Raw genomic sequence first — 25,180 nt, 5'->3', positions numbered from 1 at the left:
CCGGCGGTCTTTCCGGCAGACGCGCTACCCGTAAGGCCCGGGGCCCGCAAGGTTGACAGACTCGACTTGTTTAATCTTGCTCGGTCTGGACGATTTTGTCCTTGAGCATATCAATCAGCGCCTGGAAGCCGTCGCGCTGAAGGATCGCACGATATTCCACGCGTTTTAGCGCGAGATCGCTGACCCCATCAGCAAGGACATTGACGATCCGCCACCCGTCGTTTGTCTGCCGGAGGACATAATCGAAACGTACGGGCGGCTCACTACCCGATTGGACGAACCGAGTACGCACCATAACTTGATCCCTTGGCATGGCCTGCTGCTCAATGAACTCGAAACGCTCACCCTCGTGACTTTTAAACCACCCCGCATAGGTGCCAATGCTAAGCTTTCGGAAAACATCAGTGAAAATGCGCTGCTGCTCCACGCTCAACTGTGTCCAATTGGCACCAAGTGTTGTGCGCGCAATAAAGTCGAGATCGTGAGTTTGGTCAACTGCCTTAGCCAACAATTCAAACCGGCCGCGGTAGCCCAGTTTCCCACCCTCGCGCATCGACTTGATCAGTGTCTCTTGCAGATGGCTCACCACCTCCTGCGGCCCGGGCTGCCCCTGCGTCTGCGCCCAGGATGCCGGAGCAACCAGGAGCATCAGCACCACCATCTGAAATTGAAAAAGCGACTTGATCGAGCGCAGAATTCTCATAGCGAAAGCCTCTAAAACAATGCGCTAGTCGCCATCAAAGCCCCAACAAGCTATGATACTTGGGGCTTTGAAGACCTAGATGCATGCGCTGTTATCGTTGAACCTTAACCGGAATTCCTGCAAGCGTTTTCGGAAGTTTGGGTTCGTCGTCTGCCCAGGTCGGTGAAGGCTCAGCCACCATTGGACCAGTCGTTTTCGGACCTCTGATGGAGGTGATCAACGCCTTTACCGGATGCTGTAACATATCTTCGACCGCAGTTGCTTCATAGCCGCAATGGGCCATGCATTGAGCGCATTTGGGATTACTGCTGTTTCCGTATTTGTCCCATGGCGTATCTTCAAGCAGTTCCTTGAACGTCGCTGCGTAACCTTCGTCAGACAAGAGATAGCAGGGCTTTTGCCACCCGAAGACGTTACGCGTGGGGTTGCCCCATGGGGTACATTGATAGTTCTGGTTGCCGGCGAGAAAATCAAGATAAAGCGAAGAATGGTTCAATTTCCAATTGCGCGTCTTTCCGATCTTGAAAATACCCCGGAATAGATTCTTGGTATCCTTTCCTTTAATAAAGATATCCTGCCTGGGAGCACGTTCATAGTTGAACCCCGGCGCAATGGTGGCACCTTCAATACCGAGCTCCATCGCATAATCAAGGAATTCGGCGACGTCTTCAGGAGTTTCCCCCTGAAAAAGGGTGCAGTTGACCGTTACTCTGAATCCCTTTGCCACTGCGATTTTTATGGCCTCTACCGCCCGATCGAAAACCCCTTCCTGAGCAACTGAGGCGTCATGGCGCTCTTTAAGACCATCGAGGTGGATAGAAAAAGTCAGATAAGGCGACGGGGTATAGTCGTCGATCCTCTTCTTTAACAAAAGCGCATTCGTGCAGAGGTACACATATTTCTTCCGCGCGATGATTCCCTCAACGATTTGAGGCATCTCCTTGTGTATTAGCGGCTCGCCACCAGGAATGGAGACCATCGGGGCGTCACATTCATCAACGGCGTCCATACACTGTTGAAAGGACAGGCGCTGGTCGAGGATGTGGTCCGGATAATCTATTTTGCCGCAACCTGCGCAAGCCAAATTACATTTGAACAGCGGTTCCAGCATTAAAACCATAGGATATTTTTTTACTCCTCTCAACTTCTGCTTCAGCAGATAAGTGCCTACCGCGATCTGTTGACGTAAAGGAACTCCCATGTGCAAACCCTCCAGAAAACTTCAATAAACTGATAAATGGCGGACAATATCAACCGCTTTTTTTCTCGTTTTTTAGATTAAACACCGTGCTTTCGAACACTTTCACATCGATATCGTCCATCCCGATCCGGCAGACAAGGCACAGCTTGATAATATGATGATCTCATATTTAATCCAGGTAACGTGTGAGCGGGTATTCTTCGAATATCGCCAGGTAAGGCGTCCTTACTAGCTAGCGGGTGTTCTACCCATTTTCCATTTTTTTGGCGGAACACTTGCAATGCATCGGCATATTAGCATGTATGTCGGACAAACTAAACACACAACCTCTTCAGGGTCAAAGTCCGCTCGGCATGCTCTCCTTAGGCATGGAGAACCGGTTTAGCAGTTCTTAAATATACGAACCCTTGTCAAACTTCCTGCCGGAAAAGAACTCCACGCCCTTCACCAAAACTTTGGGTTTCCCTGAAAAAAGAACCTAAAAAAATGGGGCGCCTGGGCGCCCCATTCTCAACTTCCTCTACACAATTAAAAGTTGTGACGGAGACCAATCGTGAAGGTGCTACGATTGCTGCCAGCCGGCGCATAACTCGGTGCCGTGTAGCTGACAGCGTTGGCGGCGTTGGACAGATCGTTTGCAGCTGCCGCATTGGGGTTGTCTAAATATACGTGCTGATAACCACCGAAGAAGCTGGTGCGTTTGCTCAGATTGTGGATCGCGCCCACGGTGAAGCTATCGGCTTTACGTGCTGCCGCCGCATTGACGCCCCCTGCATGAGCCTTGGTCATACCACCTTGTAAGACCAGAGTGGTATTGCCCCATCTGTATTGAGCGCTGGCATGCCAGATATTACCGTCCGCACCCCAGTTCATCGCGGAATTACACTGGCCAGTGGATTGGCCCGCATCAAGCGGGTTCGCCACCAGGGAAGCAGCTGTGGTACAGGTTGCCGCACCAATCGCATTGTTGATGTTTTCATACTGGCCGGCGAGCTTGAAGTTTTCCCAAGCCCAGGCAGCGCCAACACGCCATATTTCTTCGGTCTTGAGGCCAATGTTCTTTTGAACGGCGTTGGCATTGTCGCGGGAGTAACCACCGAAGATGTCAAATCCCATACTCCCGAAATCAAAGTGGTATTTGGCTGCAGCCTGGCCGTCGAATTCACCGTTCTTACCACCTGTATTGCCATTGCTGCCCAGGCCTCCGGGCGCGAGACCGGATATGACGCTTCCCTGTTGCAGCGGATCAAGGGTATTCGCATCGCCAGGCATCAGGATGGCTGCAAAGGAGAAACCTTCCATGGAAGCGGAATCGAAACGGATCGCGCTGTTCACAAAGCTGTTGGCGCCCGAACCCATGCCATTGGCCGCGCCACTCATGGTCCCGCCGGCGCCGTTGGCTTGCAGGGTGGTGTATGCGAACGGATCAATGGTCATACCTCCCGCGAAATCCTTGAAGGGAGATTGAACGCGGCCGAATTTGACATCGCCCCACTGGTTGCTGGAGAGTCCGACCCACTGCTCACGAGGAGTCGTGGCGGAACCGGAACCGGCATTCAAGCCCATTTCGAGGCGGGCATTGGCTTTCAAGCCGCTCCCCAAATCCTCGGTAATGTGCAGACCCCAACGGGAGGAGCGGGAGTTATCTTGGAGAGATCCTTGGCTGCCCTGGCTGGAAAAGTCAACGAGGCTGTATTCAGCTTGTACCCGACCAAAAATCGTGACGTTCGTCCCCTGAGCGGATGCAACCACCGGGGCCGCGAGTGCACCAGCCACGGCCAGCGCAATCAGTTTCTTTTTCATGTGGAAAATCTCCTTTAAAGTTGAAACGGTGGGGCCTCTCACCGACCCTATTTCGGTGGAGTCTATCCCGCTACTATGGACCTCTCTAAATGAGAGGGTTGAGAGATTGTGCCTAACGCGGCTACACCTAGCAAGGAAATAAAGAGAGTTTCGGGATATGGAAGAGGTATGTGTTGCTTTTTTGCAACAAATACTTCCCGGCGGCGATTCAACTGGGATGCGTCGGCTTGCTCGGCGGTGCGTCTGCGGCCCTTGGGGCAGACCCTAGCCGAACAATCTAGCCAGTTCCGCACCTGGATTGGCGGCACGCATGAACGCCTCACCTACTAGAAAGGCCTGAACTTGACGCGCACGCATCAGATCGACATCGGCTGGCGCAAGTATGCCGCTTTCCGTTATGACGATCCGCCCCGGGGGAATTTCTTCCAGCAGCTGCAGGGTTGTGTCCAGGCTGGTTTCGAACGTCTGCAGATTGCGGTTATTGACACCGATTAAAGGGGAAGTGAGTTGTAATGCAAGTTCCAGTTCCGCACCATCGTGCACCTCAACCAGAACTCCCATCCCGAGCCCGTGAGCGCACGATTCAAGCCTGCGCATATGGGAGAGCGCGTCCCCATCGTCGCTCACATCCGCCGCCGCATCGCCGGTGGGGAAACGAGGGTGAAAAGCAGAAACGATAATCAGGATGCAATCGGCGCCCATCGCCCGGGCTTCGACCACCTGATATTCGTCGATGATGAAATCTTTGCGCAGGACAGGCAAATCACAGGCAGATCTCGCCAGTTTTAGATATTCCGCACTTCCTTTGAAAAATTGCGCATCGGTTAGCACCGACAGGCAGGCCGCGCCGTGCTTTGCATAGCTTGAGGCAATGGCAGCCGGGTCGAACTGCGCGCGCAGCACGCCCTTGCTTGGACTGGCTTTCTTGATTTCCGCGATAACGGCGGGTAGCCCTGCATCAATTTTTTTGCGCAGCGCGGCAGTAAAATCCCGGGGTGGGGGCGCGGACTCAGCCTCCCGGCGCAAAGCGGAGAGGCAGCGCGCCGCCGTCGCAGCCGCCACCTCCTGCTGCTTGACGGCCAAAATCTCTCGCAATATGTTGCCCATAACTATGCCAGCCCGGCTCTATCGCGATTGGAGAATTGGATAAATTGGCGCAGCTTAGCTCTTGCCGCCCCACTTTCTATCGCTGCCCGCGCTTTTTCTACGCCTTCCTCCAAGGACCCCGCCGCGCCAGCAACGTAGATTGTCGCACCTGCATTGAGGGCCACGATATCCAGCGCCGGTCCGGGTTGATTATCCAGGACAGCCATCAGTATCTCCCGGGATTGCGCACTGTCTCGAGCTTGTATCGTTTCGATAGCAGTAGTTTTCATGCCGAAATCTTCCGGAGCGATTGTGTATTCAATCACCTCTCCGTGCCTGAGTTCGCTAACCCGGGTCACGCCAGCGATGGTTATTTCGTCCAGTCCGCCTTGCGCGGTGCTGCCGTGCACCACCATCACATGCTGACTACCCAGACGCTGCAGGACGCGCGTCAAGGTACCGACGAGTTCAGGGTGAAATACGCCCAGCAGCTGGTTTTTTGCGCCCGCAGGGTTGGTGAGCGGCCCGAGGATATTAAAAAGTGTGCGCACCCCAAGGTCACGCCTAACCGGGGCCGCATGCCGCATGGCACTGTGAAAATTAGGCGCAAACATGAAACCCAGACCGGTTTCTCTTATATTCTCCGCAATTTCCAGTGGTGTCTGATTAAGATTAACACCCAGGGCCTCAAGCACGTCCGCGCTCCCGGATTTGCTGGATACTGAGCGGCCACCATGCTTCGCTACACGGGCGCCGGCCGCGGCCGCGACAAAAGCCGCCGTGGTGGATATATTGAACGTATGGGCCGAGTCTCCACCAGTGCCGCATGTATCCACAAGCTGACGATCATCCGGCACATCAACCGGAGTGGCGAATTCACGCATCACCTGAGCAGCGGCCGCGATCTCTCCAATCGTCTCCTTCTTTACGCGTAGTCCCGTGATAATGGCTGAGATCAGCGTGGGCGACAATTCTCCTCGCATGATCTGCCGCATGAGCGACAGCATCTCATCGTGCAAGATCTCACGGTGCTCGATAATACGTGCCAGCGCTTCCTGCGGTTTCATGTTGGTCCTTTCAGGGACTGTATCTGCACAGTCCTTTATCGGCGGGTTTTAGCTCCCGCAGCCGAATTCAGTCTTCACTGCTTCAAAAAATTCTCGAGCAACTGGTGCCCATGTTCGGTGAGCACGGATTCCGGATGAAACTGCACACCTTCTATCGCAAGGGTTTTATGGCGTATGCCCATTATCTCGCCTCCTTCGGTCCATGCGGTTATTTCCAGGGAATCAGGGAGGCTTTCCCGCTCAACGACAAGCGAATGATAGCGGGTCGCGGTAAACGGGTTCGGCAGACCACGAAATATGCCGGCGCCCGCGTGAAAAATGGGCGAGGTTTTACCATGCATGACCTGTTTCGCATGGACGATCTTGCCGCCGAAAGCTTGACCTATACTCTGGTGGCCGAGGCAAACGCCCAATATGGGAATCTCGGTATCATATGACGCGACGAGCGGCATCGAGATGCCTGCTTTGCTTGGCGTGCATGGACCGGGTGAAATGACGATACGAGCGGGCCTTAACCGGGCTACCTCGTGGGGCGTAATTTCGTCGTTGCGAAATACGACCACGTCCTCCCCCAACTCACCAAAATACTGCACCAGGTTATAGGTGAAGGAATCGTAATTATCGATCATCAGCAGCATATGGCGAGGACTAGCGCGTATAAAGGGTCCTGCTGATACCCAATCGCTGTGCCGCGTGGGTTCGTGAATGTGGATAACGCAGGAAACCCGATATTATCCCTTCGCGCAGGCGCGCCCGCAAGGGTAAAAATCAGACGCGAGCTCGGCGAAACAGATGAGAACGCTGCAACTGAACTACCCCCCATTCATGAGGAATAACGCCATTTCTGTTTTTAGATCACAGGCGGCCGCAGGGCTTCCGGATGAGAAAGGGGGACCAAAACTCCCTTGTTTACTTGATGCGCTCTATTGCGTTAAAAAATTCGTTGTCATTCATCCGCGTCAATGCCTGTATTCCCGCACGCAGCAAGTAACTCTTTTTTATTGGCCTGCCCTGATCGGCGCAGCGCTTCTTAAGCACAGCAAGCTGCTTGTGCTCGTTTTCAGGAATGGAGTAACTGTCGTGCCGCAGTTTATTTTTTTTCGGCGTGGAATTGGCGGTGATATCCGTCTTATCGGCCTTATCTAACTCAACGTCCCTAACTGCTTTCACCGCCTTATCTGTTTTAGCAACCTTATCTGTTTTAGCAGCCTTATCTGTTTCATTCGCTATTTTTCCTCTTCTTGCCGGTTTCCGCGGCATTTCGCTTTCCGCCGCGCTTTGGCCGGTTTTTAGGGGCGCGGACGATTTAAGACTCTTGGCAGCTATAACCTTTTTTTGTTTGGGAGCAGGCTTACGCACCGGCTTTTCTTCGGCTCCCACCGCTTCTTCCTTTTCCATATCTGTGCTCGATTTCGCACGCCCCTTACGCGATGTCATTGTCATGTTGTTCTCCTGAATCATCAAATAACGATGCAAAGTATAGCGCTTTAGTACCGGTTACCCGGAGGTTCACGCCCCGTTCTATACAGACAACGGATGGGGCTATTCTACCCGCATATTAGCGGATTTTACATGAATTGCATTCTCCCGTTGCCTGGAACTGCCGGGGCAGAATCAATTGATCGTGCGTTCCAGGCGCTGGCCTTCAAGCTTCTCGCGATAGTTTTCGAGAAGATTTTCCATTTCAACGCTTTTCATGCGTGTGAAGGGCTCAGCCTCCAGAATCGCATTAAAAGCACCCTTTCTGGTGTACCAGTCAACCAGTTCCATACCTATGCGATAGAGTTCAGTGTTATTGGCTTCGCAAAGCTTTCTTTGCTCGTTCTCCTTCGCGAGTACGCTGACAGTCTTCTTCAAATCCTGTTGCAATTGGTCGCGCTGAGCGGAGACCGCCTGGTTTTGTTTCTCCGCCTCATCCAGCCGTGCACGCAACTCGGCCTTTTCATTGTTTGCGGCCTCGATTAACTTCTCCAGTTGATGGGCTTTGGCAGCAGCGCTTGCCGTGGAGCGCTTGTGAATATCGATTTCTTTCTGGGTCTCTTTCTGGGTCTTCTTCAGTGCGTCTTCAAGTACCGTTTTTTCCTGGTCCACAGCGGATTTCTGCTGCTGAATCTCCGTCAATTGCTGCTGCATGCGCCGCAGCACCTGCCGCTCTCTTTTTTGATCCTTAGTGTCGGTAGCCATCGCAGGTCCGGAATACGAGGCGGCTATCAGAAAAACAACCGCCACCGCTTGGCAGAACAGTCGCAAAGTCATGTATTTTACCCGACGATCCTACAGCAATTTAGCGTGCAATACGGTGAATAACCCATGCTCAATGGTTGCCAGTTTTGTTGTCGCCGCTGCTAACCGTTTCGGCGCCGAAGGTTCGGTCGCCCAAGCTGCGACACACCAGTACATTAGAACCTGGCATTAAAGTCGAAGTTTACCGTGTCGATGCCGAGGGGCAGGCCGCTAATGTTGTCGTAGGACATATAACGAACACCCAGCCAGGTGTTATGCGCGACGCCGTATAGGGCCTGAAGCGTATAACCCTTGTGATTGGTGCCCCCAAGCAGATAATTGGAATCAGTAAAAGCGTCCAGCATCGAATCACGCTCCGAGCGGCGATAAAATCCCATCACCTGCCACTGGCGCCGCTCGGAAATAACCGGGTAACCCACGGTCAGGCGCGCCTGGTAGGCGTTGACTTCGGGCTTGATATTCTGCCCCGTTCGAGCAAGAATTTTGCCTTCGTCATAGCCTACGTTGCGAACGAAGTCCAAGGTGCCGATAACGTGAATCGGCCTGAATTTGGCATAATCCGCCACGATGGTTAAATTGGCAATCTTATAGTCCGCGGCCAATGCCCAGAGGTTGGTGGTTGGATTGCCATCGTTATCGATATTGAAGAGGCTGTTGCCTTTCTGCCGGAACAGGGGAGCAGTCTGATCATACAATGTATCGCCAAAATTTGGATTGCGGACACCGGCAATATCCCGAAAGTCATAATACGCAGCGCCGACCCTGACCGTGGTGTCGGCATCCGCCGGGACCCACTCGAATCCCGCCTGTGCTCCATAAAACCATTTATCCTTGGCTTTGACAGTCTCGCTCTGATTAACTTGCTGTAGAGGAAATATCCCCGCGTTAAAAAAGGGCTTGATCACCCGATCCTCTTTCATCCACGGGTTAAGATTAACTGCCAGGCCTTCGAAGTTCAGGTCAACGTCCCATAAAAGGTCCGTATGCACTACCCCGGCTTGAGGAATAGTATGCGGGCCTTTGGGGATCGGGCCAGTATATACATTCCCCAGCGTGCCCACGAAGAAGGGGTTGGGGAAACGTCCGGCGGTGACTGCTACCCCATTCCAGGGAGCGAGCTTGAGGAAAACCTGATCGAGCACGAAAGTGAATTTACTGTTGTAAGTTCCGAAGGTCTGCAACGTGGACACGGGAGATCCCACCCCCACGAGGTCGCCTGTAACGCCGGCACCATTCACATTCCCAGTAGTAAGGCGCAGCCCAAGGTCCACTCCCTTGGTAACATTCGCGTTGATGCCAAGCCGCATGCGGACCCGTTCGCGGTGTTCGTCCTCAGTGGTGTTGTTGATTTGCTGCCCCATGGCTTGAAAATTGGCGGCGGGCGCGTTACTGTCGGCATAGAAATCAAGCTGCTCCCGCAACCGTATGTCGCCCTCCATCTTGAAGCGGCTTAGCCACTCAGGAACCGCGTTTACGTCTCCCCAGCGCTCCTGCTTGGCTTGGAACACCACTTCCTGGCGTAGCTGGTCGCGGATTTCGCGCTTGACATGCTCGGGCACATAGGTAACCCGTACTTCACCCTTCTTGGGTTCCACGGCTTCAGGCTGCGCATTTTTTTCATGCGCCTGCGGGTGCGAAGCCTTCGCCTTTGCTTCCGCCTTCCGGATCATTTCGTCGGCCACTTCCTGCTTGATAACCCCTTGTTCGACCAGAAGCCGGATGAGATTCAACGTCGTCTCATACAGGATTTCAACTCTTTCCCGCTCATCGGTTTTTGCCTGCGCGGCGCCCGCACATGCCAGCGCCAGCGTCGCACTCGCAAGCATCAAACTAATATTCATTTCTTACTTTCTCCAGCCATCAGGCGCGCGAGGTCACCCGTATTTTTATTGGTTGCGGCATGTCGGCCGGCGGAGCCTCGCGTAAGGCTCGTAAATTTTGCAGCACATCCTTTAGCAACTGATCGACTTTGGCATCACCCGTTGTATCACCCAGAACAACTCGCGATATCTGTCCCCGGGGGTCGATCCACACCTTCACTATCACCTTGTAGCTCTTGTCCTTCAGCGCTTGTTCCCGCGCGAGCGCATCCTGAAAAGCCGAATTAATCGCCTCGTTTACTATCCCGTCATACCAGGCCCACGGATTTCCTCCTCGGCCGCTCCCGATCAGGTCAGATCCGCCTTTTTTCCCCACCAGACCGAACGAGTCACCACTTCCAGTCCCCTCGGCATCAACAGCGAGATCCGGCCCGGGCGGCGGCTCATCGGCCTGATCCATCGGCTCTGGGTCAGGTTCGGATATCTTTATTTCTTCCTTAACTACCGGTTCCGGCGGTTTCTGCTCGGGTGGCGGTGGAGGCGGAGGGGGCGGCTTGATCAAGGTGATCTGCTGCAGCCCCTGTTTTTTTGGGGGCTCGGCACTGCCGAGAAAATCCTTCAGCCACAATCCCACCATGACCAACGCAGCCAGGCCGAGTACGACGCCCCCCCAGCGCAGCCAGGCCGGCCGTTCCTTTTCTTCCATGGCATTACTTCACCAGGCGCTGAGTCACGAGGCCCAACTGGGTAATATCCAGCTGACCCAGTAATTCGAGAACGTCCATCACCTTGCCGTATTGCACTACCGTATCCCCTTTGATTACGACGGGAAGCTCTGGATTAGCGGCTTTCAGCTGACTTAACCGGGTTCTTAGCTCGTCCATCGTCACCGGATAAGCATCCAGAAAAATCTGTCCGCTTTCGTTGATCGTGATCGCCTTGGTCTGCGGTTTGGCCAGGCTGGGGGTATTGCTAGCCTTGGGCAGATTAACTTTTATTCCCTGCACCGATGCGGTCGTCATTATTATGAAAATCACCAGCAGCACATAGGCGAGATCCAGCATGGGCACCACATTGATCTCGTCGTAAAGTTCGTTCTCTTCCTGTACCTTCATGCCATCCCCGGTTAGCGGCTGTAGTTTTCGGCAAGCTTGGTGATGAATTCATCAACAAAAATATGCATTCTGGAGACGATGGCCTTGATGCGCGATGCGAGGTAGTTGTAGCCAAACAGCGAGGGGATAGCCACCGACATCCCCGCCACTGTTGCTGCGAGCGCTGCCGCGATACCCGGCGCGATCGCATTGACGTTGACATCCCCGGCCGCGGCGATCGCTGCAAACGTGATCATCACGCCCATGACCGTGCCGAGCAGGCCGATGAAAGGCCCGCCGGAAATAGCGATCGTGAGCAGCACCATGAATTTGTTCATGCGCTGGATTTCTTCCACCAAGCCGGCGTCCAGGCTGGCGCGAATCGCGTCGAGTGCTTGCGGCGATAGAGACTTGGTGATTTGGGTGGCATCGGTATTGTCAAAACGATGCGCGAGTTCCACGGCCCCGATGTGATATATGCGATATAGGGAAGAATGTTTGAAGTCTTTTTCCAGGCCACCGCTTTTGTCGATCATCGCGAGGTCGGTCGAGAGTTCGCGAAACCGGTGCATGAAGCGGCTATTGGACTTATCAACCCTGTTGATATAGACCGCCTTGCTGTACATGACCCATATTGCGATCAGCAGCATGACTGCGAGGAACCCGATCGCAACCCATCCGTCGACCGTAAGCGACTTGAGGATTATGCCCAGGTGCGATGCGGCTTCAGCATTCCCTTCAGCACTCTCCTCTTCACCCACCGTGACCAGCCCGGACTCGGGCCCCAGCGCGGCCTGCACAGCCATCCATTCCATGCCTCGGGCCACACCGGACACCTGCACCTCGTCCATTTCGCCCTTGAAGCCGGCGCCAAGCGTCGCAGCGCCTACGGGCATGGCCGCGCCAGACGCCTCATCTGCCGGCTTCCCGTCGAGGTACACTCGGAGCGTGTCGGACAGCGTTACTCCGACGTGGTGCCACTTCCCTACGCCAAGCGGCGTCTTCGATACGACGTTGGCTCCGCCGGATTTCACCCTGACAGCCCCCGCCTCCAGTGACACGGTAATACCGTCGGACTGGAGCAAGACGCCATCGAGTGACGAGGGCTTCACCCATGCAGCAAAACTGTAGCCGTTGCGCGCGCTTACCGCAGGCAGTACTACGGTTCTGGAACCGTCAAACCCCGCCCCCCCGTTGGAGAAGGACGCCGCGACACGCTGTACGGAAGACTGTGCGTGCAAGCCGTTGGGCCCGCTGTCCTGCGGATTTCCATCCCGCTCTGCGAAATGGTAAACGGCGCTGCTGGCATCATACGTCCCCTTGGGATCCGACGCGGATACGGCGTTCTCATTACCAAAATAGAGGAATAGCTCCGCCTGCGACGTGAGCTTGGGAACTTTCACCCACACCAGCGCCAACTGGTTTGCGCTGTCCCATTTCTCAACGTTAAATTTCAGTTCGGTTGCGTCGTCCGCGGCGACAACGCGCAAGTCCCCACCATCATCGTTGGTCGAGAAAAAATCGAAGTTTCCCGTGTGCAGCCGGATCAACACCGGCGCATCCATTACCTCGCCAGCCGGACTTTTCAACGTAACTTTTTTTCGGCCTGTCCAGTCGTTATTCCACCACGCATGACTCGATAGGGAAAACGTGCATAACAGTACAGCTAGTAGGGGGACAAGGGCGCGCATGACAGATCGTCTAAACAAGTGTGTGGGATTATCCGTGGATGAGGTTACAGCCATTAGCAACGAATATGAGCCAAAAGGATCATATTCGCGCGTTCGAGGACGAACGAGGCGAGACAATCATCAAGTCCCGAATAACCACCGTCCCTGTTGGTCGGGAATATGAATATGCTGCAAGGAACTGACTATCGGGCGAAATTCGAATAGAGGTGGCGGTACGTTGTCCACTTTTGCCGCGGACTATCGAGATTTGTGGAGGCCGGGCTAGTGTTCGATACTCTGGGAAAAGCGTTTCCTTGCCTGGCTTTGGGATGCGATTGCTGAAACAATTGATCTGTTTGGATCAGCCACCCTCTCGTGGAAATGAAAAAGAACAAGAGTAGCGTCAGAGTCTGCATCGCTATGGACGTGACTGAACGTGACGAATTCTTTTGAAAACGGGAGACCTGCCATGCTTACAAAAAAATCCGCTTTTTCAGCTCTGACGACATCCCTGTTGCTGATTGCCCTTTCCATGGCGGCCACGACAGCGTCCGCGAGCAGACAACACGATGACGATGACGACCACGACCATCATTCCGATGGTTCGGGAAGCCATTCCGAAAACAGCATGAAGATCCAGCTCGGCCCCCGCCCTTACTTCCTCGTCAATGACATGCAAGGAGGCGCTCTTAAAAGAAGGCTTAAGAGTTGCAGCAATGGTCCGTTCCATAAAACAGATTTTTCCATTGGTCACCGGGGTGCGGCCTTGCAGTTTCCGGAGCACACGAAAGAATCCTACGAGGCGGCGGCACGCATGGGCGCCGGCGTCGTGGAGTGCGACGTGACCTTCACCAAGGACAAGGAGCTGGTTTGCCGCCATTCGCAGTGCGACCTGCATACCACCACGAATATCCTCGAAACGCCGCTGGCCGCAAAGTGTACCCAGCCTTTCACGCCCGCCCAGCTTGATGCCGACGGCAATGTTGTGCAGGCAGCCTCGGCACAGTGCTGCACCAGCGACATCACCCTGGAGGAATTCAAGACGCTAAGAGGTAAGATGGATAGCTTCAATCCTGCGGCAACCACCGTCGCGGCTTACCTGGGGGCTAATCCCAGCTGGCGCACCGACCTTTATGCGGGTCCCACCAGCGGTACCCTGCTCACCCACAAAGAGAGTATTCGTTTATTCAAGAGACTCGGCGTGAAAATGACGCCCGAACTCAAGAATGCCAGTGTTCCCATGCCTTATGACAGTGATGGCGACGGTACCGGGGATTACACGCAGCAAAACTACGCACAGCAAATGATTGACGAATACAAGGCCGAAGACGTCAAGCCCCGAAATGTTTATCCGCAATCGTTCGATATTCGCGATATACGCTACTGGATCGCCAAGGAACCAGAGTTTGGCAAACAGGCGGTTTATCTGGATGACGCGAACGTGGTTGCTGAGCTACCCTCCGCCGCCCAACTCGCCGCTTACAAGGCCGAGGGCATCAATATCGTCGCTCCGCCGATATTCGCACTGCTGGACGTCGATGACAGTGGCAATATCGTCCCATCCCGGTACGCCCGCGATGCCAAGAAGGCGGGACTCGACATCATTACCTGGACCCTGGAGCGCTCCGGCATCTTGGTCGACGGCAACAACGACTTTTATTACCAGACGTTCGATTCTGCCATCAAGCGTGAGGGTGATATGATGAAAGTCCTGGATGTCCTCGCCCGGAACGTCGGTATCCGCGGCATATTCAGCGATTGGCCCGCCACCGTCAGCTACTATGCAAATTGCATGAATATCAAATAATCCGATTGCCCACTTACGAGGAAATTAAACGAGTAGCACCTTGCACCCTGACGGAAAGACAAACCCCAGCCATACCAGCAGTAACGATTCTGGCAACCCATCGCTGCATGACATGATCGAGGCCGCAAGCTGTCTCGCTGGGCATTTCTGAAAGGTTCCCTGAGCGCCACCGCAGTCACCAAGGACGACGGCGGGGTGATCGGTTCCTGACATGCAATAATCACCCACCCGAGAAGTAAGCATACCCGACTTCGCCGGGGGGTGTCCTCGGGCGCTACGCCCTTACCCACTGTAAAGCTGTTATTCCCCGTGCCCGATCACCTCGGTAGAAATAAAGGTGGGCTTAAGCTTTTTCATCGTTTCAGCCGTTCGCGCTGCATCCGACAGATTCTGTGATAAAGCCGCAGTCGCCTTGGATACGTCATCTCCCTGCGAGGTGGAACCAGAAGTGGTGGCTGTTACCGCGCTCGCATCCGCTACCGGGGTGCCGGTGGAAGTGCCCGCAACCGCAATATTGTCCGCGCCCAGCACGACCTGGGCAGCTATATTGAGATTGTTGGCCCGGATCCCGGCATCTCCGGCATTGACCGTGCCAGTTGGCGCAATCAGGTCGATGTCGCCAGCGGGCTTCCCGCCGCTGGAAAGGGCTCCTATCCCGCTACCCGACGCCGCGCCTTGCAATTCCTGCGTCACGTTACCCTGTGCATCGACTTTAATCAAAGGCGGAGGCACCGCGGTTGCACTCTTCTTGCCTTTACCGGCATCGATATCGCCCTCGCTCGACCACAGCAGGACGTCGCCGCCGCCCACCGTGAGAATGCGCGACTGATTGACGGTGATATCGTTACGAGCAAAGCCGCGCACATCCCCCTCCGCGACGGTCAGCATTCCAAGGACATCGTTGCCCACGTCTACCAGTATCGCGGGTGTATTGGTGAGACCGACAATCAGGTCCCCGCCAGGCACCATGAACTCGATATTCCCGCCGCGCTCGGTCTTGATACGGCTGGCAAACAGGTTGATTTCTCCCTGGTAGTTTTTAAAGCTGCCATCCTCGTTCTTCTCGCGCAATCCCGGGAACACCAGCTCCAGCGCCGCATAACCGCGCTCATAGTCAGCAGCAAACGGGCTGTCTTGATTGTTGGAGTCACGTCCGGTAACGAGCAAGGCGGAATAAACCATCGACCGCACCATGGCGCGCTGAGTGTCGACATCCAGTGCCTGTACTGCCTTCACCGCCCGCAGGGCGTCAGAGCCCTCCAGGTTATCGTTCTTCACCAGCCAGCGCGCCTGCCACAGCAGGACATCCGTCGGGTTGCCCCCGGCTTTCTCGAGTTCCGTTACCAGCCGGTTGACGGTGCCGGCGTAATCGATTCCCTGCGCACCCACCCCGGCCGCGACATGAATATCGGTGCCACCGGCGGGCAGTTCCGCATTATCGAGGTCGCCGCGGCTGACGATTCCGGCGGAGGTGCCCAGGTCCACATTACGCCCCGCCGTCACCTCCAGCCTGCCTAGGCCGCCAACCCAGATTTTGGAATTATTTGCCCGGTCGTTTCCAGTAGTAAAAGCAATATCACGGCCTGCTTCCACCCGGCTGATATCATTCTTGCCCACATGCTGCGCTTGCACGGCTACGTCGCGCACATCCTGCCCGGCACGAAGCCTGACGGATTTAGAAAGGTCCAAAGTAAGCTCGTTTGGACTCCCCTTGATATCTCCCGCAATAGCATAGACTCGCGCCGGCTGCGTATCGCCGGTATGCATGGGAACAGCGGCATGAACAAGAACAAGGTTCTCCGCCGTCACAGCGGTGGTCGGGAATTGGGAAGACTCTGTTCCTGGCCTGATCGCACTCGGGATCAGGGCCGGATCCCGGTCGCTCATGGATATAAGCGCGGGGATAGCGATCGAGTTCGCCGCCAGCAGCGCCAACTGCGCGCGCGCCGAGGGATAAAGTACAAGGTCAGTGGGCCCGTCATTCATGACGATATCACTCTGAAACGCCGTGGCGGACAGGTTTGGCGGCAGAAGGGAAAGCAGCGTCGGTTGGTACCTTGAGCTCGAGATATTGAAGTTGAGCCCCGGGCCATTGACGCCTTGGGTTTTTCGGTAAGCCGCCTGTATGTCTGCACTCCCCCCGCCGCCATTGTGCATCGTCACCTTCCCACCCAGGCTCTGCATGTCTACGCCACTGTCGCGACCATAGGTCGAAAAAAGGCTCCAGCTGGGGCTTGTGGCATTGTTGACGTTGAACGCGGTGCCGGTGCCGGAAGACTGGACCACCAGATGCGGATTCAGCACAGTATGAATGTTGACGTCCCCTTGCGCGCTTACGAACGCCCGTCCTTCGCCCAGGGCCAGAATGGTGTAGAGTGGATTGCCCTGTACGGTCTGCCCGCTGCCCACCTTGCCACCAGCTGTTATGACGACATCGCCACGGTCGGCATAATATTGGCCGCCCAGCAGGTCGCCCTCGGTTGTCACGCGCACATCGCCGCCGCCGGTTGTCACCAGTTTTGTCGCATTCGGCGCAGTGGCGGTCATGCGTGCCTGGGTTGGGGCGCTGGCGGAGACGTTTTCCACGCTCCCGCCGGCCTGCAGCATGACGTTGCCACCGCCCAGCGCGCCGACGCCTTGCTGGAACTGGTCGAAGCGCACCCACCAGGCAGGTTGCCGGGTATATTCCCCGGTGGATGCATTCACGGCCCCTTGGCGGAACAGCCAGTTGGAATAGAGTTGCGCCGCGGGCGCCCCGATAATATCGCCCGTCGCCACCAGGCTGACATCCCCTCCGCCCTGGCTGAACTGGGCATTGGCGGGAACGACAAAACCGGTGGCGGTGTCTGCTATCCGTCCGGCGGTATAAATCGCGGACTTGTTATCCGCGAGTTTTATGTCGCCGCCTGCGGCGAGACGAATGTCGCCGGTGCCGGTGCGCACCAACTTGCCGGCTGCGAGGGTGATGTTGCCGCTGGCTGCCTTCACTGCCAGCGGATCGGCAGCACCGGCATCCGCGCCCGCAACCAGCCGGTAGCCCCATGAATCCCCTTCAACCAGGGTGGCGGGGATGGTGCCGCTGCTGAAAGGCGTCGCCACGTTGAAGCCATCGGAGAGATTGCTATCGAGATTGAGGTTGCCTGCCGCCCTCAGGGTCAACACGCCAGGCTCTTCTCCCGCGGGGCGGGTGGCGAGATTCCAATCATTGCTGAGTGCAAGATCGCCGGCGGAGCGCACTTCAACCCCAGTGCGCACGTGGAAGACGGCATCCCCACTCTTGCCCAGACGCGACGCAATCGTGCCGGCGTTGGACGCAAAGCTGGTATTGTCGGCATTCACCGTGTCAAGACTGAGGGTTGTGCCTGTGCTTGCGCCGGTGGCAGTCAGCGTCGTGATGTTGTCGTAAACCTTGACTGCTTCGACCACTACCGATCCCGCGCCGCTGATGCTGCCAGCGATACTGCCCACCGCCACGTCAGTGCCCGCGTCGCTCCCGGTGCGCGATGCGCGCAGCACTACTTTCCCGCCGTCTCCGTCATTACCCCCCTGCACGTCGATTGCGCTGCCTTGCGCCAGGTTCAGCGCTCCTTGGGCGGTGCCGATCTCCACAGTACCGCCGCTCTTGCCGTCGCCGGTGGAAACGGCATCGAGCTTCGCGCCGGCCAACACAGTCACATCGTTCTTCGCATGAAGATGGATGCTGCCCGCATCCTTGCTGCCGTCCTTGTCCGAGGCGTCAATATGACCCGCGACATCCAGTTTGCCGCCGTCCGCCGTAATATGCACTTCCTTCGCCTTGACCGTATCCGACGCAGCAATGCTGACATCGCCGATGCGAACCCGCAACGTCCTCCCGCCGTCGAATACGCCCTGGTTGAGCACAGTGTTGAAAGTGGAGAAGTCCGCCAACGTTCCCACATCCAGCTCGAAGCGCCCCCCGTTGCCTTTGACGCCGTTGCCGTCCGCCATCGCCGAGCCCAGCAAGCTCCCAACCGGTAAGGTCACCGCACCTTTCGGCGCGCGCACGCTCACCTTTCCTGCATCTGCCCCCAAGGGAGCGGACACGTCGACCTTTGCGCCCTCGGCGACCACCACATTGCCGTTGTCGCTGGCCAGTTCGACGCTGCCGCCGGGCGACCCGCGTTGCACGTCGAAGAAAACCACTGAGCGTCCGGCTGCGTCCGCGACCGCATTTGCGCCCAGCGTAAGATCAGCAGATGTCGCGGTAAGCTTGAGCTGTCCAGAAGGCAGGATCGCCTCGGTATCGAACATGATCTCCGTGCCCGACAGCGCCCATTTAGCTCCAAGCGCATTTACCGCCGTGAGCGCACGATCCGCCGCAGTGTCGGCGAGGTTGAGGGCGCCGCCCGCGGTCAGGCTCTGGCTGGCGCTTTGCTCGCCGCTGATACGCGCAATGCTCATGTTTGCTGTAGTGGCTGCGATATCAGTAGTCCCTGAGCCGCGTCCGATAAGCTCATTTGCCCGGATATCCACCTGGGAAAATCCTTCGATCGCTTTGGCCCCCTCGCCGAGCACCAGTTTGTCCGCGTGTATCGCCAGCGTACCGGTGCCGAGCGTACCGCCGGCGGTGGATGCCGACGCAGCCGGATTGGAAAGCGTGATGGCAGCGGCGCGCAAATTGGCGGTTTTACCGGCATTGTTCAGCCCGGCCAGCCCGCCGCCAAACAGGTTCAGGGCTTGCAGGGTGGGCTTGCCGGCGCTATTTGTCCCGCCCACGTCCACATCGCCGTACAGGTCAAAGGTGCTATAGCTGGTCAGCGTCAGCGAGTTCAGCCGGTCCAGCGCGTCCAGTTCGCCCTGGCTGAGAGTCAGACCCTGGGAACCGGACGGCGCGTTTCCGAAATTGACGCGTGTCGCACCGACTGTCAAATTACCCGCCACGAGATTATTCTTATCGTCGGCAAAAATGGTTGTGCCGGCAAAGGCATTCTGTTTGGTGGCGTCGAGCGTAATCGAATTTACCGCGCGGATCGTGCTGCCGGCTTCGCCGACCAGCGCGCCCTCGCTACGATCCGGGCTCCCGCTACGGGAAAAGGCGGCGTAGGTGGAGGCGGCCCGCACCAGCGCGCCGTTACCCTCCGCGGTGTAGCCGGCGCCGGTAGTCGTTGCCTTGCCTTGCGCGTCGATGGCGCTGCCGGACCTGAGCGTAAGCGTATCCTTTGCCGCCAGGATGATTTCTGCGCCCTTCAAGGCATGGTTGGCGTCGTTGGCCAACGTTACCTCATCCGCCGCGACGTTGAGCGTGGTGCTTGCGCCGACCGTAGCGCTGGCGGTACGCGTGCCGCCGATGAACAAGCTCGCCGCACCAATGCTGTTGAGCGTGGTGACCGCAAGGCGGGTGGCAAGCGGATCGACGCCGGAGAGTGGGGAACCTGGTTGGCTGGTGATGGCGATTTTAGGCGCGCTGATGTCGACTGCAGCCCCTCGGCCTCCCGCGCCCGCCGCGAGTTTGTAAATGCCATCGAGCTTCAGCCCGGCGGTCGTATCCAGGGATAGCAAGCCCGCGTCCTGCGGGCGGCTGACCCCGGCGGCAAAGAAGTCGGAGGCCCGGGTGAGAGTGATTTCGGAGCGCTGCAGAACCTGGTCGCGGGTCAGCACTTCGAAACCGTGCCATAAGGCATCGCGCGGACCGCCCGCGGATGCGCGGCTGTCGGTCACATAGCCGGGCACCACCTGGGTTCCGTCCTGCTTGCTATAGGCCTGCCCCGGCAGCAGGTTAGGCACATCCGTATTCAGCCTGACAGCATAGGCGCCGGGCAGCAGAGCGTAGTGCCCGGGCAACAGCGTGTACACGCCTGCCGGCAAGCCCGGTATCCCGGAAAGATACACGGCGTCGCCGGCGGCGCGGTCGAAACCGGCGTTCTCCTGCCTGTCGCCGGGGGCGAATCCGCCCGCATAGCCCGGCAGGATGGCATAGGTTCCGGCATCGCTGAGAATATCGCGCGAGCCGCCTGGTCCCACGCTGAATTCGTAAGCCTGCAAATCGCCACCACCGGCGAGGTCGAGCGTGGCGCCCGCCTGCATGTCGATATTGGCCGCGTTCATACGGATAGATTTTTCGTTCAACGCAAGCTGCGGAATCTCGAATCCATCCGGCCGGTAAACCCAGCTACGCCCGTTCACCAGCATGCCAAAGGGAATCATGCTGCCGGGGGTTGCCGCGACGGATGTCAGGCTGCCGTCCTTGAAGGTGACGACATTAGTAGCGTTGAAATTCAGTTGGCCGAATGGCGCCCACACGTTGCCGCCCTGCACGATATCCGCGGCCGTCACGGAAAGACTGCCCAACGCGGACAGAGGCTGGGTCGGCGGAAGGTTCGGCAGCACCGTATTGCGGAAGAAAGAGACCGTCTGTCCCGGCGCCTGGATGCTAAACTGGCTATAGGTGGTGGGGGCAACCACCGCACCGCTGAAGACCAGCTCCCCGGCGCTGGCAAGCGTGCCGGTGGGACGCTGTGCGCCGCCGCTGTTTACTCCCGCCAGCCTGACTTCCTGGGCCCCATTCAGTTCGGCACGCGCTATGCCGCTCAAGGCCAGGTTACCCCCAGCCAGCTCTAGCAGCTGCGCATTCGCCTTGAAAATGCCGTCGCCCGCAACCGGGGTATTGACCACCTCCACTCGCTCGATGTCATAATTGCCCAGCCGCACGGTTTGCGCCTTCAAAGCCGCCGCACCCCCCGCCATTTCGATACGCGGGGCGTCGAGCACCAGCTCGTTCAACGGCAGCATCCGATTTGCCCCAACATTCAGGCCATCTTCCAGCCGGATCACATCCAAACTTTTAAGCCCAATGCGATCGAAGCCCGCAGCCTCCAGCGCTGCGGAGCCCAGCCTCGCCTGCCCGTTCAGCCCGCTTGGCACAACAGCTCCGGGCGTCAGGCTGCCTACCTGAGGCCCCACAGTTTGCGCCAGGCTCAGCACACGCTCGCCCGTGGGGTATCCCATTTCGGGGGGGGAGACGAAGCCCAATTCCAAGCTGAATTTACCACCGCGGTTTGACCCACTGCCCGCATGAGCCGCAAAAGCGCCGTCCAGCAGCGCACCTTCGCGCGCGACCATGCGTAGCGACCCGGCATCGCTGCCCACCCACTGCCCCAACCCTCCCGCCTCATTCAGGATATCCAGGCGAACCGGCGCGACCCCCGATAGCTCTATTTTGGAACCAGCCTCGGCCACGACATAACCATATTGGGCATGCAAGGTAACGGAACCGCCATCGAGGACCTCACCCTGAGTCAGCCGATCATGGTCAAGAAAGGTGAGTGCAACGCCGCTTACATCCAATAAGGCCTGCTTGCCCAGCCACACACTGTGGCTCGGATTGAAGGGTACCGTGTTTTGGCGGCCGTGATCGAGGGTTGCGGAAATGCTGCCTCCTGGCGCGCTTACGCGACCCTGGATCTCCAGCAACCGGGCCGCCAAGAGCGTCACGTTTGCCCTGGGATCGGCCTCGATGCGCGCACCGGCGTCGATCAGCAAATGGCCTGCGTCATCGTCGGGATTTTTTGCGGTAAGAGTCAAATTCACCGGGTGGCGTATCAGGTCATCCAACTTTACCTGGCGCGTAAAATCCTCCAGCCGGCTACCGCTCGGTCGCAGAGTATAGTCCGGCTGCAATTCCAGGCTGAGGGTGGTGGGCGCAACCCTTGTGCCTGACGACACGGTCAGTTTATCCCGCCCGGCAAGATTGATATTCGAAAATCCGCCGCGCTGGAAAAATTCGGCGTCCAGGTTGAGCGTGCCCGGGGTATTGCTGGGCGCGCCGCCAATCTGGATCTTGTTGCTGGACACGGTAAGCGTGCCTCCACTGCCGCTATCGACCCCATAGCCGCGCAAATTATCGGCCACGCCCGAAACGGCGTTGCCGGAAAGGCTGATTTCGCCGCCGTTGCCGGGGATGACACCGCCTCCCCCGTCCACCCTGAGCCGGCCGCCGCCGGTGACATCCAGCAACGTATTTCTTCCCAGAGCAAGACTGTCATCAGCGGAGAGTGTAATCTTACCCCCATGCGCCAGTGCGACGTCGGCGGAGCCCGCCGGCACGCCGGGCAATTCATTCACCCAGGCTCCGCGGGCTGAGAATTTCACTCCATCGGCCACCACAACATTAAGCGGGTCTGATGATGATGGTGATGAGCCCGGGGGAAGCGCGTTTCTGTCGGCATCAAGCACAATCGAGCCGCTTCGCGCCTCAATGTCAGCGCCGACTGTCACGGCCCATGCCGTTATATGCACGCTGCCACCCTGCGGAGCACGCAAAGCCTCGCGTACCACTACTGCCTGGTTGCTGAATATCTCCAGGTTGGCGACCTTATCCTTGCCAAGCAGCGAAGGATTGAGGCTTAAGGTACTGACGAGCTCGGACGAGAGCGCATCGCCAAATTTGAACCCGGGGGGGAGGGTAGAGCCGGCGCCACCCAGCTCGACCACCTGGTTCAGCTTATAGTCGAGTCCGCCGGCAATGGGGTTGGCCACAGGGTCGTTGCCGATTGTCAGTCGGGCGCCAGCAGGCATGATGCCGGCGTCGTGCTGCACTTCGCCCACCACAGTGCGGCCCTGGATATCAGCCTGCATCACGTTGGCGCGCAAACCGATGACTTCCAGCGCGCCTGCATTCTTGCCCTCGGTATAGCCGGGATCGTAATTGAAGCTCTGCCCGAGGTCGATCACCTCTTTGACATTCCAGCGCCCATAATCCTGTGTATAGCGCGTAGCCATGCCGTCATAGCGCACATCGGCGTGCGCATCGGCGATGTCGGTCAATACCCCACGCGACATGAGCAGCGTGGTGGGGACACTGGCCGGGGTATAGCGGAGACTCCCGCCTGAAAGATCGATCACGGCGCCGGCTTCGATGATGCTCTCCCCTTGCGAGCTCACGCGCACAATACCTCCCTGAGTGGAGCGTTCCGCCACGCCACGCTCCAGGCGCGCCTGGTGGGATTCCAGGCTGTCCTTGGCAATCAGCGTGGGCTCGCCCGCGTTGGCATTGGCCAAGGCGCGGTTGATATCGACAAAAACCTTCTGGCTGCGCAGCGGCCCATCGCGGTTCACCGGCGAATCTTTCAGCTCATCCCCCCGCAGTTCGATTTCGACGCCGTTACGCGCAGCGGAAACTTCCACGTTTTCCAAGCCTGCCACATTGATGCGCGCACCGCTGGCGATATGAACCCGGGCAGCAGCCGAGACAGGCGCGTCAAACCCCTGCCTGACGGGGTCCTGGGAAAATAGCAAACTGGGATTGTCGAGGGCGATGAAATTCACTTCCCCCGCCGGCGCATTGATCATCGAGGCATTTTCCATCCGTACGTCCTGTCCCACCACCTTCACCTGCGACGGAAGCACGAGGCCGATACCTGTCAGCCCATCCGGCACACCGGTCTTGTCGGATACGTCTGGTAACACCTCGGTCAAGCTGCCTGTACCGAGAACCACGCGGCCGCCGCGAGTCGAATTATCCTGCGCCGTGGCCGAATCCTGCGCCATCAGATAGATCGAGCCGTTGGAGACGACTGAAGTGGTCGCGCGCGCGATGCCTTGCTGGTTGACCGCGTACCCCACCATGGTGACATTGCCACGTGGCGTGCTCAGTTCGCCCAGATTGGTGACGTGGCCGAGCTTGTCGCGTGCAGCATCCTTGAGCACGACGGTTTGACCGTCCAGCTTGCCATCCTTGACGCCGGTGTTAGCGGTTTCGAAATCGCTCAAGCCGGCCGGGCTATCCACTTCCACCAGTAACCCGCGCACGTTGGCATCCGCCGGTATGGCCGAAGCCGAACGCAGGAATACCTTGGTGCCCGCCGCTGCGATCACCTGTCCGTCCGGAGCCTGCACACTGCCTTTATTGATGACGGTGGGTGCAATCAGCATCACCCGGCCCTGACTGCCGGCCGTGATGCGCGCGCCCTCGAATACCTTGATAAAACCGCCCGAGCCTTCGAATTGCGGATTCGTCTTCTCCGGGGTAAGAAATGCATTGAGAATGAAGTTATCCTTGATATCCAGGCTGCTGGCAGTAAAGCTGCTGAGATTCACCTGGGAGGAACCCATGAACGCGATACCATTGGTATTGACCAGGATGACGTTCGCCTTTTGCCCCGCAGCCTGACTGATGATGCCGGCAATCACACTAGGATCGTTGTCCCAGACGCGATTAAGGGTGGTGAAATTGGCGCCCTGAACCAGGTTCTGTTCGACCAGAACCTCAACTTGGCGGAATTGCACGGAGTGGCCGGCGCTGATATTAAAGCTTTCCCAATTGAGAATGGCCTTGTCACCCACCTGGTCGACGATGGCCTGGTGCTCATGGACGTGATAGTTAGCCTGACCAGCGGTGACGAAATCCGGTATCCCGCCGCCGCAGCTGCCACCCGCGCACGGAACCGGCAACTCAGCCTGCGCAGATGTGCTCAGCAGCAGAGCTGTCACAAGCAACCCCGCACCGCTGGCCGCCTTGCGCCGGCCTCGCACATTTTCGCCGGCCGGCACCACCATACCCAGGGTCGTACTGAAAATTAACTTGTATAGATTACGATTCATTTTGTGTACCTGCTTCTCGGTGAGCAGCTCGATATTGCGTTTCGTCACGCCCTTCCCCTTTCTTGCGTGACGTCATTATTTTACTGGGCTCCGGTTCGAATAAGCCGCAGAGGGCAATGCAACCT

Annotated in this window: 14 protein-coding genes; 1 reads left to right on the top strand and 13 read right to left on the bottom strand. The window is 57.4% G+C overall.

All coding sequences use genetic code 11. From position 1 onward, the window contains the following. Positions 1-70: 70 nt before the first annotated feature. The 12 genes from BM022_RS00430 to BM022_RS00375 all read right to left on the bottom strand — a co-directional run bounded on the left by BM022_RS00430 (position 71) and on the right by BM022_RS00375 (position 12,709). Positions 71-703, bottom strand: a complete 633-nt coding sequence (locus tag BM022_RS00430; RefSeq protein WP_091135673.1) for an HpnM family protein — start codon at positions 701-703, stop codon at positions 71-73. 91 nt (positions 704-794) lie between these two features. After that, entirely contained in the window at positions 795-1,904 is a 1,110-nt protein-coding gene (gene hpnH / locus BM022_RS00425; protein WP_091135671.1) for an adenosyl-hopene transferase HpnH, read from the bottom strand. A gap of 528 nt (positions 1,905-2,432) precedes the next feature. Continuing rightward, positions 2,433-3,707 carry a porin gene (locus BM022_RS00420; protein WP_091135670.1) on the bottom strand — a complete coding sequence of 425 codons (1,275 nt, stop codon included), beginning with the start codon at positions 3,705-3,707 and terminating at the stop codon, positions 2,433-2,435. A gap of 264 nt (positions 3,708-3,971) precedes the next feature. Continuing rightward, positions 3,972-4,814, bottom strand: a complete 843-nt coding sequence (locus BM022_RS00415) for an indole-3-glycerol phosphate synthase TrpC (RefSeq protein ID WP_091135668.1) — start codon at positions 4,812-4,814, stop codon at positions 3,972-3,974. Positions 4,815-4,816: 2 nt separating this feature from the next. Next, positions 4,817-5,860 carry an anthranilate phosphoribosyltransferase gene (gene trpD, locus BM022_RS00410; RefSeq protein ID WP_091135665.1) on the bottom strand — a complete coding sequence of 348 codons (1,044 nt, stop codon included), beginning with the start codon at positions 5,858-5,860 and terminating at the stop codon, positions 4,817-4,819. 74 nt (positions 5,861-5,934) lie between these two features. After that, on the bottom strand, positions 5,935-6,498 hold the full coding sequence (locus tag BM022_RS00405) for an anthranilate synthase component II (RefSeq protein ID WP_091135663.1): 564 nt from the start codon (positions 6,496-6,498) through the stop codon (positions 5,935-5,937). Positions 6,499-6,769: 271 nt separating this feature from the next. Continuing rightward, positions 6,770-7,258 carry a hypothetical protein gene (locus BM022_RS00400; RefSeq protein ID WP_143079498.1) on the bottom strand — a complete coding sequence of 163 codons (489 nt, stop codon included), beginning with the start codon at positions 7,256-7,258 and terminating at the stop codon, positions 6,770-6,772. Between the two features lie 216 nt (positions 7,259-7,474). Then, positions 7,475-8,116, bottom strand: a complete 642-nt coding sequence (locus tag BM022_RS00395; protein ID WP_091135660.1) for a DNA repair protein — start codon at positions 8,114-8,116, stop codon at positions 7,475-7,477. A gap of 143 nt (positions 8,117-8,259) precedes the next feature. Next, positions 8,260-9,945, bottom strand: coding sequence for a putative porin (locus BM022_RS00390; RefSeq protein ID WP_091135658.1), 1,686 nt, complete (start codon positions 9,943-9,945; stop codon positions 8,260-8,262). A gap of 19 nt (positions 9,946-9,964) precedes the next feature. Next, positions 9,965-10,630: a TonB C-terminal domain-containing protein gene (locus BM022_RS00385; RefSeq protein ID WP_091135655.1), complete on the bottom strand. Its 666-nt coding sequence runs from the start codon at positions 10,628-10,630 to the stop codon at positions 9,965-9,967. Positions 10,631-10,634: 4 nt separating this feature from the next. After that, positions 10,635-11,039 carry an ExbD/TolR family protein gene (locus BM022_RS00380; protein WP_091135653.1) on the bottom strand — a complete coding sequence of 135 codons (405 nt, stop codon included), beginning with the start codon at positions 11,037-11,039 and terminating at the stop codon, positions 10,635-10,637. Between the two features lie 11 nt (positions 11,040-11,050). Next, positions 11,051-12,709 (bottom strand): DUF2341 domain-containing protein, encoded by a 1,659-nt coding sequence (locus tag BM022_RS00375; RefSeq protein WP_091135651.1) that lies wholly within the window; start codon positions 12,707-12,709, stop codon positions 11,051-11,053. A gap of 448 nt (positions 12,710-13,157) precedes the next feature. Between BM022_RS00375 and BM022_RS00370 the strand changes: the two genes are divergently transcribed. After that, on the top strand, positions 13,158-14,495 hold the full coding sequence (locus tag BM022_RS00370; protein ID WP_091135648.1) for a glycerophosphodiester phosphodiesterase family protein: 1,338 nt from the start codon (positions 13,158-13,160) through the stop codon (positions 14,493-14,495). 300 nt (positions 14,496-14,795) lie between these two features. On the opposite strand, the gene BM022_RS00365 is transcribed toward BM022_RS00370, so the two are convergent. Next, positions 14,796-25,103, bottom strand: coding sequence for a filamentous haemagglutinin family protein (locus BM022_RS00365; RefSeq protein WP_256208764.1), 10,308 nt, complete (start codon positions 25,101-25,103; stop codon positions 14,796-14,798). Between the last annotated feature and the right edge of the window lie 77 nt (positions 25,104-25,180).

It is taken from the genome of Nitrosospira sp. Nsp14, assembly GCF_900113575.1.
Lineage (GTDB): Bacteria > Pseudomonadota > Gammaproteobacteria > Burkholderiales > Nitrosomonadaceae > Nitrosospira.
The sequence above is the reverse complement of the archived record's forward strand: the minus strand, read 5'-3'. Positions and strand labels throughout refer to the sequence as shown.

Coding starts and splice junctions, on each gene's coding strand:
- BM022_RS00405 (WP_091135663.1), bottom strand. CDS start 6,498: ATGCTGCTGATGATCGATAATTACGATTCCTTCACCTATAACCTGGTG.
- BM022_RS00370 (WP_091135648.1), top strand. CDS start 13,158: ATGCTTACAAAAAAATCCGCTTTTTCAGCTCTGACGACATCCCTGTTG.
- BM022_RS00385 (WP_091135655.1), bottom strand. CDS start 10,630: ATGGAAGAAAAGGAACGGCCGGCCTGGCTGCGCTGGGGGGGCGTCGTA.
- BM022_RS00420 (WP_091135670.1), bottom strand. CDS start 3,707: ATGAAAAAGAAACTGATTGCGCTGGCCGTGGCTGGTGCACTCGCGGCC.
- BM022_RS00415 (WP_091135668.1), bottom strand. CDS start 4,814: ATGGGCAACATATTGCGAGAGATTTTGGCCGTCAAGCAGCAGGAGGTG.
- trpD (WP_091135665.1), bottom strand. CDS start 5,860: ATGAAACCGCAGGAAGCGCTGGCACGTATTATCGAGCACCGTGAGATC.
- BM022_RS00430 (WP_091135673.1), bottom strand. CDS start 703: ATGAGAATTCTGCGCTCGATCAAGTCGCTTTTTCAATTTCAGATGGTG.
- BM022_RS00375 (WP_091135651.1), bottom strand. CDS start 12,709: ATGCGCGCCCTTGTCCCCCTACTAGCTGTACTGTTATGCACGTTTTCC.
- BM022_RS00390 (WP_091135658.1), bottom strand. CDS start 9,945: ATGAATATTAGTTTGATGCTTGCGAGTGCGACGCTGGCGCTGGCATGT.
- hpnH (WP_091135671.1), bottom strand. CDS start 1,904: ATGGGAGTTCCTTTACGTCAACAGATCGCGGTAGGCACTTATCTGCTG.
- BM022_RS00400 (WP_143079498.1), bottom strand. CDS start 7,258: ATGGAAAAGGAAGAAGCGGTGGGAGCCGAAGAAAAGCCGGTGCGTAAG.
- BM022_RS00395 (WP_091135660.1), bottom strand. CDS start 8,116: ATGACTTTGCGACTGTTCTGCCAAGCGGTGGCGGTTGTTTTTCTGATA.
- BM022_RS00380 (WP_091135653.1), bottom strand. CDS start 11,039: ATGAAGGTACAGGAAGAGAACGAACTTTACGACGAGATCAATGTGGTG.